The organism is Piscinibacter sp. HJYY11 (assembly GCF_016735515.1).
Classification (GTDB): Bacteria; Pseudomonadota; Gammaproteobacteria; order Burkholderiales; family Burkholderiaceae_C; genus Rhizobacter.
This window is the reverse complement of sequence record NZ_JAERQZ010000001.1, coordinates 445,518-458,953: the sequence shown is the minus strand read 5'-3', so window position 1 is coordinate 458,953 and position 13,436 is coordinate 445,518. Positions and strand designations below refer to the sequence as shown.

Here is a 13,436-nt window from a genome sequence, read left to right as displayed (position 1 = left end):
CGTATCAGTCGTGGTCATCATCGCGACCCACTGGCGGAGGCGGCTGGGTGCTTTGAATGACCTTGGATTGTTGGTCGTACCCGGCTTGCCAGGCATCGCGCCGGCTTTTCCACTCGTCAACCGACTCACCTGTCGCCGGCGGCGAGTTTTCATCGTGGTCCATTGGGTTCACCGGAGGACTGTCGCCTCGCACCGCCGACTTCGCGCCCTGGCGAGCAAGTTCCGCCGCCTCGCGGCCGCGGCGGTGGTTGCGCTTCGTGCGCTGCTTGTTGCTCTCAGCCATGGTGAAGCTGCAGCAAGAGACATTCCCTCACGGCCTGAGCAAATTAAGCACAGGTTGTCGAGCAACCCAGAGCTGGCTCGCCGCCAACGAAGAGAACAGCACCGGGTGGAAAGGAAGCGTGGCATCAGCGCGAGCGATGGCATGGCTTAGTTCCGTCAAGAACGGCTCAGTCGCAATGAACGTCACCCTGTAATTCGGGTTCGTGTGCATCGCCCCCATTCGGCACGCCGCGACCCGCTGATACGCTGCTGCGTCGATGCTGTGGCCATCGATGGCAACAAAGTCGTTGTACACACAAGTGAGGTCGTCGAATCGCGGGTCAGCCGACACCACCTCTGCCGAGCGAATGAATTCGAGCCCCGTCACGAAGCCCTGAAACGTCTTGATGACATGGCGGCCGGCCCATGCATAGTGGCAACGACTCGCTCGGCGATCGTCACGGCCATCAGACTCCATTTTCTGTCTCCCTCAGACGAGTGGGCGTGCCGGGCGAGACGTCTCGCCGAACCTGCGCCACAGCGGAAAGCTCTTTCCACTGCGCCTGGGTGTCTTCGAACGGACACACTTCAGCGGCCGTGCAGGGTGCCGCCACCGGGCCGAGATGCACTCCAACCCGACGCCTGCGCACCACTTGCACGAGGCTGAAAAATACGCGCTTCAATCCTTGACACACGGCATCGCGCGTAGCGAGCGGGTCGAAGCTGTCTGCCTGATACATCGAATGACGTCCGTCACGCTGTAAGCCCCGCCAGCTCAATGCGGAGCCCCCGCCGCTCAACCGTAGACCTCCGTGAGGGTCCACCTTCCGCGCCGCATTCGACGTATCACACCGATCACGCCCGATGGTGTCGGAGCACCGTCGACCGCTTCGAATTGGGGCGCTGCAGCGTTCTCGTTGCCTCTGTAGCCCGTGCCGTCTTGCGGGCGCTGAGGCAAAGGATGGCTGCGCTCCGGAATGTTCTTACTGCCGCTGTCCATGTTCATTCGTCCCCTCGACAAGGCCTTCATGACAACAACATGGTCATGTAGGCAAGCCCAGTCGCAGTCTGCACTTGAGACCGGAGACCCTCTGTGCGGTGGCCAACACAGCGGGCTGCGTAGTCTCGCGACTACGTGCGCTCAGCCTGTCGGCTCCTTCCCGGTCGAAACCTGCGGCGTAGGGTACGAGGTTCATTCACAAGGAGCATCACATGCTGCGCAAGATCATCCTGCTGGCCATCACGACCGGCATTGGCAAAAGACTCTGGGACGGCTTCAAGGCCTACCAGGCCAAAGCCGCGCCTCGTCCCGTGCCTGTCGCCAACACCGCGGCGAAACCCGCGACCGCTACCGTCTCGACGGGCGACGATCACTGAACTTCCTCAACCTCGCGACGCGCAATGTCTGTGCGCCACCCCACAGAACAGAAAAAACATAAAAGCCTCGCGTGGGGTAGGCGCCACCTACCATGGCCCTTCCGCCGCAGGGCAATCTTCTTGGAGCACGCATGTCCCCCTACCTCGCTGCGGGGTTGCTTCCAAGCGGCGTCCCGGGGCTCGACATGGTCCTGGGAGGAGGTCTTCAGGAGTCTTCCTTCAACGTGATCGCGGGTGCACCGGGCACCGGCAAAACGACGCTCGCCTACCAGTTGATGTTCGCGCTCGCGACGCCCGAACGGCCAGCTCTGTATTTCACGGTGCTTGGAGAGCCGCCCCTACGCATGCTGCGCCATCAGCAGCGGTATCGGTTCTTCGACCTCGACCGCTTCAACCGCTCCATTCGACTCTTCAGCCTCACCGAGGCGGCCGCCACCGGCAACCCGGGCAAGGTTCTCTATCAGATCTCGAAGGAAGTTGAGGCCTTCGAGCCCGGTCTCGTGGTCGTTGACTCGTTCCGCACCGTACTCCTGACAGGCGGGCATGGCGGGAAAGCACGGGTCGGACTGCAGAAGTTCGTGCAGGACCTGAGCGTGCTCATGACGAGCTGGCAGGCCACTACCTTCATCCTTGGAGAGGATCTGCACGATGAAGACCTGAGCCCGGCCTTCACAGTGGCCGACGGTGTGATCGTGCTGAACCAGAGCACGAACCATAACGTTGCGGTTCGCAAGCTTGAGGTGTGCAAGATGCGTGGCCAGGCGACGCTGCCGGGCCTGCACGCATTTCGCATCGGCGTTGACGGCGTTGAAGTGTTTCCGCGCCGAATGGCGCTTGCGGCGTCTGCACTGCCGGCAGTTGCAACGGACAAGCGGCTCGACATGGGCGTGCCCGGCTTGAACGAGATGATGGGAGGAGGCCTGCCACGGGGCTACTCGCTCCTGGTGGCAGGCCCCTCAGGCTCGGGCAAAAGCATCTTGGCCGCGGCTTTTCTCGCTGAAGGGGTTCGGCGAGGCGAAGCCGGTGTCATCGCCGCCTTCGAGCAGCGGTCACATGCGTCCCGCGGTCCAGTCCTGGCCTCTCTGATCGAAAAGGGGCAGGTGGGCGTAGTGGACACGAGTTCGCCCGCCCTGTCAGTCGAGGAAATCGCCTGGTTGCTGCTGGTTGAGATTCGCCGACTGGGTGCCGTGCGCGTGGTCATCGATTCGCTTTCGGGGTTCGAACTCGCGCTGGCGCCGACCTTCCGGGACGAGTTTCGGGAAGCGCTGTCGCGCATGGTGGCAGCGCTGGCCGCCGAGGGCGTGTCCGTGGTGATGGTGTCGGAGCTGGAAGACCGCTACAACGACCTGCGGTTCAGCGCCTACGGAACAGCGTTCCTCACCGACGCCATCGTCGTTCAGCGCTACATCGAGATCGACGGCCGCCTGCAGCGCGTGCTGGCGGTGGTGAAGCTTCGCGGGTGCGCCCATTCCAGCGAGCTGCGCCTCTTTCACATTGACGACGACGGTTTGCATGTCGGTGGAATGCTGCCGGGCTACGAGGGACTCCTCCGAGGGCAGCCGACGCGCCGCATAAATCGTCTACCTGCTGCCGAATCGATCGACGATGCGTGACACCCTTGACGTCCAAGAGACGAGGCGAACGCGCGCTGCCGTTCACGGCATGGCGATGCTCAACCTGCAAGCCGAAGTGTTGCGCGCGCATTTCAGTCAATTGCGCACGCGCCTCGTCGAGCTGCAACTTGCGCTCAGCAAGGACGAGGCCGACCAGCAGCTGGCTCTTGCCGCCTCGCGGGCCGATGCGATCGCCGAGGCCGCTCGAGTCAAGTTCGATGACCTGGCGCGCCAAGCGCAGCGTGACACGCTCACCGGGCTGCCGACCAGCGACCTGATGCGTGAACGGATCTTGGCAACCATCGCCCGCGCGGGCCGACGAGAACTCAGGTTCGCGATGCTCGTCATCGACATTGACCGCTTCCACGAGGTCAACGACGTCTTTGGTCGGGCAGGCGGAGATGAAGTACTGAGGGAAACAGGGCGCCGCCTAGAGCGCGCCGTCCGCGATACCGACGGCGTGAGCCACCTCGGAGCGGATCAGTTTCTGGTTCTGCTGGCTGATCTATCGGCCTTGGCAGACCCTCGGGTGGTCGCGACCAAGCTGCAAGACAGGCTCCACGAGCCCATGGTGATCGGGGGAGGTGCCGTCCACGTCCGCGCGAGCATCGGGGTGAGCCACTATCCGACCGACGCTCACGACCCGCAAACGCTCTTCGCCCTGGCCGACGCCGCGGTGCACGCAGCGAAGCGGGAGGGGGCCATCGATGCTTCGGACAGCGCGAGATGGGAACAGCAGAATCGCCCGGTGCAAGTCTCGAGCACACGGGTCTGGACCGCATCATCACCCCGCGCCATGGAAGCGAGTCCGGTCCGACGATTCCACCGCTGAAGGGAGCGCGCTCCGCCCCGGTGGGCATGGGCGACGAACACCTCGACTTCCTCGCGATGGTCGCGCATGAGTTGCGCAATCCGCTGGCCCCGCTTCGGCAGGCAGCAGCGTTGCTGACACGCGACGGCATGGAAGAAGAAGGGCTCACGAAGCTGCAAGCCATCATCGTTCGGCAGGTGTCGCGCATGGCGAGACTCATCGACGACCTCCTGCACGTTTCGCGCGAGGGATCCGGCAGATTTCGCCTCAACGAGCAGGACGTGGACCTGGGACAACTGTTTCTGACCGTCACGGAGGCTTGCCACCCCAGCATCCAAAGTCGACGCCAAGTGCTGGTGACGCACTTTCCGGAGCGGTGGCCGACCCTGCGTGGTGATGCGGTGCGGCTGGCGCAGGTCTTCGGCAACCTCATCGACAACGCTTCGCGCTACACGCCGGAAGATGGCCAGGTGGAGCTGACCGCGACGGTGAGCGCAACCGAGATCGAAGTCGTCGTTGCCGACACCGGGTTTGGCATATCCGCAGCCGCCCTGGAGCACGTCTTCAAGCTCTTCGTGCAAGAGAACCGGGTGCCGTCGGCCGGCAGCGACGGTCTGGGCATCGGCTTGGCGGTCGTGCGGGACTTGGTGCACCTCCACGGGGGCACGGTCACTGCGCGCAGCGACGGCCCCAACATGGGGAGCGCCTTCGTGGTGAAGCTGCCACTCATGGGCACCTCAGCATCCAGGGTTTGAAGTGTCCGTGCGGCGATGACCCTGTTACCCGATTGTCATGACCGACGAAGGATCGAGCGCGTTCCTATACTCGATCGGCACATCGCGACTTGTCCGCGATGTTTGTTCATCAACGTTGCGGGAGGCGCATGTCTGGGGAAGACGACCCTCGTCAGAACCTGCTGATCGCCGCACTGCCCGCGACGGAATGGGAGCGCTGGCGGTCTGATCTCGAGCCGGTGGACATGCCGCTCGGCATGGTGCTGTATGAATCCGGTATGCGGATGACGCATGTGTACTTCCCGACCAGTGCCATCGCATCGCTGCTTTACCAGCTGGAGGACGGCGCTTCGGCCGAAGTGGCGGTGGTCGGCTTCGAAGGCGTCGTGGGCATTTCCTTGTTCATGGGGGGCGTGTCGACGACCAGCCGTGCCGTCGTGCAAAGCAGCGGTCGCGGCTACCGGCTTCGCGCCCATGTGCTGATGCAGGAGTTCAACCGGGCAGGCCCGCTTCTCCACCTTCTGCTTCGCTACACGCAGGCGTTGCTGACCCAGATGTCCCAGACCGCCGTGTGCAACCGTCACCACACGCTCGATCAGCAGCTATGCCGGTGGTTGCTGCTCAGTCTCGATCGCCTGCGCTCCAGTGAACTCGTCATGACCCAGGAACTCATCGCCAACATGCTGGGCGTGAGACGCGAGGGGGTGACCGAGGCGGCCGGTCATCTTCAGCGTGCGGGGCTGATCCGTTATCGGCGGGGACATATCACCGTGCTGGATCGGCCTGGCATCGAGCATCGCGTGTGCGAGTGCTACAGAGTCGTCAGGAGCGAATACGATCGTTTGCTGCCGCCGGTCGTGGCCACCTGACGGGCCACTCTCCTACACGCGGTCGCGAAGCCTGAACCTGCGGATGGTGCGCTGGCAGACAGATCAGAGGCGACCTGCCCCTCACACTGCATCAACCCCGCCGTTCGCATGCCGCTCCTGGTTGCGCCGTCCCGGTGCGAAGGAAGCGTATGTCAAACCTCATCTCTACCCCCATTGCCACCGGGATCCTGTGCGCCAGTTTGCTAGCCGTCATGGCGGCCTGTGCGAGCCCGGCGCCCCCAACCCAGCAGATGTCGCTGGCCGAAGCCGCCGTTCAGCGAGCCAGCAGCATGGGCACCGCTGATCTCGCACCTGCGGAGCTTCAGCTCGCCAAGTCGAAGCTGGCACGGGCCAAGGATGCGCAGGATGCGAAGCAGTTTGATCGTGCCGCGCGGCTTGCAGAGCAGGCACAGGTCGACGCCGAGGTGGCGGAGATGCACGCACAGGCCGTGCGTTCTCGGAGGGCCGCGCAGGAGACAGAGAACGCCGCCGCTGCACTCCGCGACGAAGTCGATCGCAAGGCCTCGCGCGGCCCCAGGAGCTTGCCATGAACGCCCGCTTCCTGGCTTCACCCATTGCTGCAGCCGTCCTGATGGCTTGCGCCACGGCCCCTGTGCCGAGCAGTTCTCTGGAGCAGGCCCGTCTGCGGGTCAAAGCCGCGCAGGCAGATTCGCGCATCGCAGCGCATGCTCCGATGGAGCTCAAGCGCGCGGAGCAGGCGCTGCAATTGACCGAGAAAACCTGGGCCGCAGACGGGAGTCCGGCCATCGTCGATCACCACGCCTACATCACGGGCCAACGGGTTACGCTGGCCCAGGAAACGGCCGCGAGCCTGGCTGATCAGGCCGTCACCACCAACGCAGCAGCCGAACGCGACCGGACTCGCCTGTCCGCACGTACCGCAGAGGCTGACACTGCCACACGGGAGCGCAACGAGGCCGAACGGGCCAGCGCGACCAAGTCTTCCGAGCTCGCGGCTGCCGAGCAGCGCTCGATGCGAAAGGACCAGGAGCTTGGCGAGCAGAAGTCGCGCGTGAACGATCTGGAGAGCTTGCTGGCCGATCTGAATGCGAAGAAGACGGACCGCGGGCTGGTGGTCACACTGGGCGACGTGCTGTTCGACACCGGGAGCTCCGCGTTACGCGAGGGCTCTTCGCGCCAGTTGCGAAAGCTTGCCGAGGTTTTACAGGATGCCAGCCGCTCGGCTTCGATTGAGGGATTCACGGACAACGTCGGTTCCGAAAGCTCCAACCGTGAACTCTCTGGCCGACGTGCGACTGCGGTCGCGACTGCACTGACGAGCCTTGGCGTTCCTGCGGCGCGACTGCGTACAGCGTCACGCGGCGAAGATTCTCCAGTTGCGGACAACGGCACTGCGCTCGGACGCCAGATGAACCGGCGAGTCGAGATGATCATTTCGCAGGACCGGCCGTGAGCTCACGACGCCTCCCTCTCGCGTCATGAGCTACCGCGAAGATCTTGCATCGATTGCTCAGCGCCTGCGTAGGGCAGAACTGGACCTCGCCGCATGGAAGGCCTCAGGGATCCATGAGAGGTACATGGAGGCCTACTTCCATGTGGAGAGCCTAGAGACCGAGATGCTGGAGCGCATGAGAAGGCAACGCACGGAGAACCCTACGGAGTAGCGCCGTCTGCTTGCAACGGGCTTCAGGCACACCTTTCATTACGGAGATGCAGATGCGAACGATGACGAAGGAGGAAGGGTTGAAAGCTTCGCTAGCGAAGCAGCAGAGTGATTTCACTGCTGAGGGAGCCCCTCCTCCGGTAAACGAGGCGTGTTCACAATTCAGTAGGGATGACACGCGCGCGACAAATCGCTATGTCCTGCGTTCCGTCGTCCCCAGCCCAACAGTCGCCGCTTCTCTGTTTGCGCTCAACGCTGTAGTGCAGGCGGGCGGAGAAGTCATAGACCGGGCCGAAGGCATGCTCCTATTCGCCGGGGACACAAGATCAGCGCGGAAGGTTGTGCAACGTCTTCAAGAGTGGACGTTGTCTGTTGAAACTCGCTACTTTCGCTACCGGGAACCGCCAAAAAAAACCGTGGCTAGACGCTAGCCAACGACATTGCACGGTTTGCTCCGAGATCTCCAGGGCATCGTGAACTTCGATTCCCAGATGCGGACAGTCGACTCGCACGCCTACTGATACTTCGCTTATGCTGGTTGGCGGGTTCAGCATATGACGTACAAGGCTCACCTTGTGCGGTATCCCACAACTCGAGACGCGAGCGGGCGCCTCTCACCCGCACTGCCCCACATACCCGCACGCGGTGCAGAAATCGCACCCGTCCTTGTGGATCACGTTCGGGTTGCCGCACTCGGGGCAGACCTTGCCGCTGATGAGCGGCGTGGTGGTGGTGTCGCGGTCTTGCGGTGACTCGAGCACGCCCATGTCGCGCACCGGGTAGCCCTGCTCCGTCAGCACGCCCAGCATCGCGTAGCGGTGGATGATCAGGCGCGCGAGGTAGGCCACCGTCGAGGGCCACGTCTGCTGGCGGCGCTCGCCGTGCGGCAGGCCGGGCACGAAGGCCATGAAGTGGCCGAGCGGCTCGGCATAGTTGAGCAGCTTGCGCAGCTTCATGCCGATCCAGGCCGGGTCGATCACGCGCATGTCGAGCGAGAGCACGCGGGCCAGGCCGTCGAGCGCGCGCGGGTAGTTGCCCGAGAAGCCCACCGCACACGGCCGCGTGACGGCCACGCCGTCCGGGCCGGGCAGCGTCACCTCCTTGAGCGTGAGCGTGAAGGCTTCGTCGGTGGCCGGGTTGTGCACGTCGACCGCCCACGCGAGCGTGCCGGAGGGGCCGGTGTGAGGCTCGTCCCTCGCAAACATCGCGTCGATCACCGGCGTGGGCGAACTGCCGCCCAGCCGCGGCAGCGCCTTGAGCTGCTCGCAGCGCCAGCGGATCACCGCCGCCGTGGCCGCCACGACGCCGGGGAACAGGCGCCGCTCGCCATTCGGTGGGAACGGCATCTCGAACGCACGCTCTTCCGCCACGGTCGCCAATGCATCGAGCTTCAATTGCAGCCAGGCCGGGTCGTTGGCGCGCAGGTCCATCGACAAGGTCTTGGCCAGCGCGCCCAGGCCGCGTGGTTGCTCCGCGCCGTTGACCCACACCTCGAAGGGCTTGGGTGCACCGTCGTCACCGGCCAACTCGCCGACGAAGAGCGCGAACTCGCCGAACGGATGGTGGACCATGAAGGTCCACGCCGCGTTGCCGCCAGGCAGCTCGGGCCGGCCGGGCCAGCGCAGCGACGAGAGCACCGGCGCGGGCAATCGGTCGAGCGCGAGGCGCTGGTTCGCATCGTTGAGCGTCATCACCGCGGGGCTGGCCTTCTGGCCTTGCGGCGTGGTGCTGAGCACCGAGCCCAGCACGGCGTTGGGCCGGTAGGTCGCGAGCCCCTTCAGGCCCGACTGCCATGCCTGCATGTAGAGGTTCTGGAAGTCGGCATACGGGTAGTCGGCCGGCACGTTGACGGTCTTGGAGATGGCGGTGTCGATGCACGGGGCGACGGCCGCGACCATCGCCGCGTGATCCTGTGCGCTCATCTCCAGCGCCGTCACGAAGGCGGGGGTGAGCGGTGCGTCCTCGCCCTTCAGGTGGCGGTAGAGCCGCCAGGCGTGGTCTTCGACCGCGTACTCCTTGAAGCTGCCATCGGGCATGCGCTTCTTGCGCACATAGCTCCAGCTGAAAGGAGGCTCGATGCCGTTGCTCGCGTTGTCGGCAAACGCGAGGCTGATGGTGCCGGTGGGTGCGATCGACAACAGGTGCGAGTTGCGCAGCCCGTGCGCGCGGATGCGCTCGCGCAGGCTCGCGGGCAGGCGCGAGGCGAAGTTGCCCTTGCGCAGGAAGAGGTCGGCATTGAAAAGCGGGAAGGCGCCACGCTCCTGCGCGAGGTCGACCGAGGCCTCGTAGGCGGCATCGCGCATCGCTTCCGAAATGCGCCGCGCCATCGCACGCGCTTCGGGCGTGTCGTAGCGCAGGTTGAGCATGATGAGCGCGTCGCCCAGGCCGGTGAAGCCCAGCCCCACGCGCCGCTTGTTGCGCGCTTCCTCCTGCTGCTGCGGCAGCGGCCACACCGTCACGTCGAGCACGTTGTCGAGCATGCGCACCGACACCTTGCAGAGCCTGGTGAAACCCTCGTCATCGAAGCGCGCGTTGGGCTCGAAGGGGTCGAGCACGAAACGCGTGAGGTCGATGGAGCCGAGGCAGCAGCAGCCGTAGGGCGGCAGCGGTTGCTCCGCGCACGGGTTCGTGCTCGCGATCGTCTCGCAGTACGACAGGTTGTTGTCGGCGTTGATGCGGTCGAGGAACAGCACGCCGGGCTCGGCATGGTCGTAGGTGGAGCGCATGACCTGCTCCCACAGGTCGCGTGCCCTCACCTTGCGGTAGACCCACACGCCATTCGCCTGGTGCGCACCGGCCTCCTTCTGCGCCACACCCGGCTCGGCGCGGTGAACGAGGGCGAAGTCGGCATCGGCCTGCACCGCTTCCATGAAGGCGTCGGTCACGCCCACGCTGATGTTGAAGTTGCGCAGGTCGCCTTCGTCCTTGGCGTGGATGAACTCCTCGATGTCGGGGTGGTCGCAGCGCAGCACGCCCATCTGCGCGCCGCGCCGTGCGCCGGCGCTCTCCACCGTCTCGCAGGAGCGGTCGAACACGCGCATGTAGCTCACCGGCCCCGAGGCGCTGCTCTGCGTGCTGCCCACCCACGCACCGCGCGGGCGGATGCGGCTGAAGTCGTAGCCCACGCCGCCGCCGCGGCGCATGGTCTCAGCCGCCTCGGTGAGCGCGATGTAGATGCCGGGGTGGCCGTCGTCGGCCTGGGCGATCGAGTCGCCGACTGGCTGCACGAAGCAGTTGATGAGCGTGGCCGACAAGCCGGTGCCGGCAGCGGACTGGATGCGCCCGGCCGGCACGAAGCCTTGCCGCAGGGCCTGCGCAAAACGCTCTTCCCACTGCGCCCGCGCCGCGCCGGGCTCGGCCTGCGCGAGCGCACGTGCGACGCGCTGGTACACGGCGGCGATGCTGCGCTCGTCGCCCTTGGCGTATTTCTCGATCAGCACCTCGTTGCTGATCTCCTGCGCCGGCAGGTTGGCGCGGGTGTGGACGGTGGGGTCGCTCGTCTCATGCATGGTCGTGGCTTTCCTGAGGGGTGCTCACGGTACGCCCGCGCACCGCGCGGCGTCCTTGATGCCGATCAGAGCAGTTTGCGGCACGTCCCCACGCTGCCCCTGCCGCAAGACCTTGCCCCCGTCGCGGGCAGCACTCGTCCTATGCCGGAGACGCGGCCAGCGGCATCCCCGCCGCGGGGGCCGCGGCCTCGGCCTGCGCCAGGGCCGCCTCGCTGAGCCGGAACTGCCCGACCGTCTGCGCCAGGCGCGTCGCCTGCTCGCGCAGGCTGCCGGCGGCCGCGGCGTTCTCCTCCACGAGCGCGGCGTTGTGCTGGGTCGTGGTGTCGAGGTCGTACACCGCTTTTCCGATGTCGCCGATGCCGTCTTCCTGCTGCACCGACGCGGCGGTGATCTCGCTCATGAGCGTCGACACCTCCTGCACGCGCTGCACGATCTCGGCCATGGTGGTGCCGGCCTGCTTCACCAACCGGTTGCCGCCTTCCACCCGGTCCACGCTGTCGGAGATCAGCGCGGCGATCTCCTTGGCCGCTTCGGCACTGCGTTGCGCCAGCGAGCGCACCTCGCTCGCCACCACCGCGAAGCCACGCCCCTGCTCGCCGGCGCGCGCGGCCTCGACCGCGGCATTCAGCGCCAGGATGTTCGTCTGGAACGCGATGCCGTCGATGACGCCGATGATCTCGGTGACGCGCTGGCTCGACGCCTGGATCTCGTTCATGCGCTGCACGACTTCGCCCACCGCCTCGCTGCCGCGCGCGGCAACACCCGACGCCGTGCTGGCCAGGTCGCTCGCCTGCCGGGCCGACGCCGTGCTGTGGCGCACTGTCTCGGTCAGCTCGGTCATCGCGCTGCTGGTGCGCTGCAGGTTGGCGGCCTGCTGCTCGGTGCGCGCGCTCAGGTCCTGGTTGCCTTGTGCGATCTCGGCACTGGCGGCCAGCACGGCATCGGCCGATTGCTGGATGCCCGAGACCATCGTGCGCAGCGAGAGCTGCATCTCCGTCATGGCGGCGAGCAGGCTGTCGCGGTCGCCGGGGCGCAGCTGGATCGCCTCGCCCAGATCACCCGCCGCGATGCGGCGCGCCACGTCGCGCGCATAGCGTGGCTCGCCGCCGAGCTGACGCACCAGCGTGCGTGTGATCGCCGCGCCCATCGCCACGCTGAGCAGCACCGCCAGCACCATGCCGCCCAGCAGCGCCAGCGTCGACAGGCGTTGCTGGCGACCCATGGCCTCGACGCGCTCGGCGGTGCGGCGCGACTGCAGGTCGATGAGGCCCTGCATCGCATCGATCCATTCCGTCTGCGGGCCCTGCACCTTCTCGATCAGCGTCTCGCTGGCCATCTCCTTCATGCCGCGCGAGGCCTGGTCCATCACCTCGTCGAGCAGGGGCAGCACCACGCCGCGAAGCTGGCCGATCTTGGCGTGCAGCGCACGCTCCTCGTCGTCGACCAGCAGCTCGCCCAAGGCCTGGTGCGCCGGGTCGAAGCGGCTGCGTGCGGCGGCCTGCGCCTCGCGCTGCTTGGCCTGCACGGCCGCGTCGCGCGTGACGATGACGTTGCGCACCGCGCGCGCCACCGCCTCGAGGTCGGCGCGCATGTGCCAGGCCAGCTCGCTCTTGCGGTTGTTCTCGGCCACGATGACGTCGACGCTCTGTTTCATGCCGGCGATCACCCACCAGGCGAAGGCCGCGATGGCCAGCAGCAGTGCGCCGCAGGCGCCGAAGCCGAGCGTCAGCCGCAGGCCGACCGGAAGATTGCGGAAGCGGTTCATGGTGTGTGTGTCCGTTGCAGGTTCAGGGGGGAAGTCACTCGGCCGCGGGCAGCGTGAAGTGGAAGCAGGCGCCCTGGCCCGGCGCCGACTCGGCCCAGACGCGGCCGCCATGGCGCTCGACGATGCGCTTGACGAGGCTCAGGCCGATGCCCATGCCGGGGTGCGCCGCGTCGTGCAGCCGCTGGAACGGCTCGAACAAGCCGCAGGCTGCCGACGCATCGAAGCCGATGCCGTTGTCGCGCACGACGACCGTGCCCGGCGCGCCGAGGTCCACCTCGACCACCGGCACCGCGCGCTCGCGGGTGAACTTCAGCGCGTTGCCGAGCAGGTTGACGAACACCTGCCGCAGCAGCACGCGCGAGCCGCGCACGAAGAAGAGCGGCGCCACGCGGATGTGCGGCAGCGGTGCCGTGCCGACCAGGGCCAGGTGCTCGATCGCCTCGACGACGACCTCGCGCAGGTCGAGCCGCTCTTCGGGGAGGCGGTCGCCTTCGGCCACGGCCAGCAGCGCCATCACGAGGCCGCAGAGCGCGTCGGTCTGCAGTGCGGTGGTCGACAGCAGCTGCATCGCCCGCGCGGTGTCGCTGCGCTCGATCGCATGCATGGCCAGCCGCGTGATGCCGCTCAGCGCGCCCAGCGGCCCGCGCAGGTCGTGCGACACGCCGTGGTTGAAGCTGCGCAGGCGTCGCACCGTGTCGCGCAGGTCTTCAGTTTGAACCTCACACATGCTGTCTCCAGGGCCCATCTGTCGATCATTTTTTGATCGTTTGTTTTCCCTTCCTTTCCTTTGTAGTTCTTTATCGTTCGTTTTAGATGATGGGTAACCCTAGCCCTGCCGCGAAAGCAGTGCAG

13 protein-coding genes are annotated in these 13,436 nt (G+C 66.0%); 8 read left to right on the top strand and 5 right to left on the bottom strand.

All coding sequences use genetic code 11. From position 1 onward, the window contains the following. Positions 1-4: 4 nt before the first annotated feature. Entirely contained in the window at positions 5-283 is a 279-nt protein-coding gene (locus JI745_RS02080) for a CrpP-related protein (protein ID WP_201803368.1), read from the bottom strand. 27 nt (positions 284-310) lie between these two features. Next, entirely contained in the window at positions 311-739 is a 429-nt protein-coding gene (locus tag JI745_RS02075; RefSeq protein WP_201803366.1) for a hypothetical protein, read from the bottom strand. Between the two features lie 734 nt (positions 740-1,473). Between JI745_RS02075 and JI745_RS02070 the strand changes: the two genes are divergently transcribed. From JI745_RS02070 to JI745_RS02035, 8 genes are all read left to right on the top strand, one after another. Further along, positions 1,474-1,638 (top strand): hypothetical protein, encoded by a 165-nt coding sequence (locus tag JI745_RS02070; protein WP_201803364.1) that lies wholly within the window; start codon positions 1,474-1,476, stop codon positions 1,636-1,638. A 131-nt stretch (positions 1,639-1,769) separates the two neighbouring features. Beyond that, positions 1,770-3,251, top strand: coding sequence for an ATPase domain-containing protein (locus JI745_RS02065; RefSeq protein ID WP_201803363.1), 1,482 nt, complete (start codon positions 1,770-1,772; stop codon positions 3,249-3,251). Positions 3,252-3,300: 49 nt separating this feature from the next. Continuing rightward, a complete protein-coding gene (locus tag JI745_RS02060; RefSeq protein ID WP_201803361.1) occupies positions 3,301-4,083 on the top strand; it encodes a GGDEF domain-containing protein in 783 nt (260 codons plus the stop codon). Positions 4,084-4,109: 26 nt separating this feature from the next. Next, positions 4,110-4,817: a sensor histidine kinase KdpD gene (locus JI745_RS02055; RefSeq protein ID WP_201803359.1), complete on the top strand. Its 708-nt coding sequence runs from the start codon at positions 4,110-4,112 to the stop codon at positions 4,815-4,817. A 128-nt stretch (positions 4,818-4,945) separates the two neighbouring features. After that, entirely contained in the window at positions 4,946-5,665 is a 720-nt protein-coding gene (locus JI745_RS02050) for a Crp/Fnr family transcriptional regulator (RefSeq protein WP_201803357.1), read from the top strand. A gap of 149 nt (positions 5,666-5,814) precedes the next feature. Then, positions 5,815-6,216 carry a DUF4398 domain-containing protein gene (locus JI745_RS02045; protein ID WP_201803356.1) on the top strand — a complete coding sequence of 134 codons (402 nt, stop codon included), beginning with the start codon at positions 5,815-5,817 and terminating at the stop codon, positions 6,214-6,216. Beyond that, the gene (locus JI745_RS02040; protein ID WP_201803354.1) at positions 6,213-7,100 is read left to right on the top strand and encodes an OmpA family protein; all 888 of its coding nucleotides are present in this window, start codon (positions 6,213-6,215) and stop codon (positions 7,098-7,100) included. Before JI745_RS02045 ends, JI745_RS02040 begins: the two co-directional genes overlap by 4 nt. Before the next feature lie 25 nt (positions 7,101-7,125). Next, positions 7,126-7,311 carry a hypothetical protein gene (locus JI745_RS02035; RefSeq protein ID WP_201803352.1) on the top strand — a complete coding sequence of 62 codons (186 nt, stop codon included), beginning with the start codon at positions 7,126-7,128 and terminating at the stop codon, positions 7,309-7,311. Between the two features lie 613 nt (positions 7,312-7,924). Here the strand turns inward: JI745_RS02035 and JI745_RS02030 are convergent. The 3 genes from JI745_RS02030 to JI745_RS02020 form a co-directional block, all read right to left on the bottom strand. Further along, a complete protein-coding gene (locus tag JI745_RS02030; RefSeq protein WP_201803350.1) occupies positions 7,925-10,819 on the bottom strand; it encodes an adenosylcobalamin-dependent ribonucleoside-diphosphate reductase in 2,895 nt (964 codons plus the stop codon). Positions 10,820-10,958: 139 nt separating this feature from the next. Beyond that, positions 10,959-12,584 carry a methyl-accepting chemotaxis protein gene (locus JI745_RS02025; RefSeq protein ID WP_201803349.1) on the bottom strand — a complete coding sequence of 542 codons (1,626 nt, stop codon included), beginning with the start codon at positions 12,582-12,584 and terminating at the stop codon, positions 10,959-10,961. Positions 12,585-12,618: 34 nt separating this feature from the next. After that, complete coding sequence (locus tag JI745_RS02020; protein ID WP_201803348.1) at positions 12,619-13,311, bottom strand: ATP-binding protein; 693 nt, start codon at positions 13,309-13,311, stop codon at positions 12,619-12,621. Between the last annotated feature and the right edge of the window lie 125 nt (positions 13,312-13,436).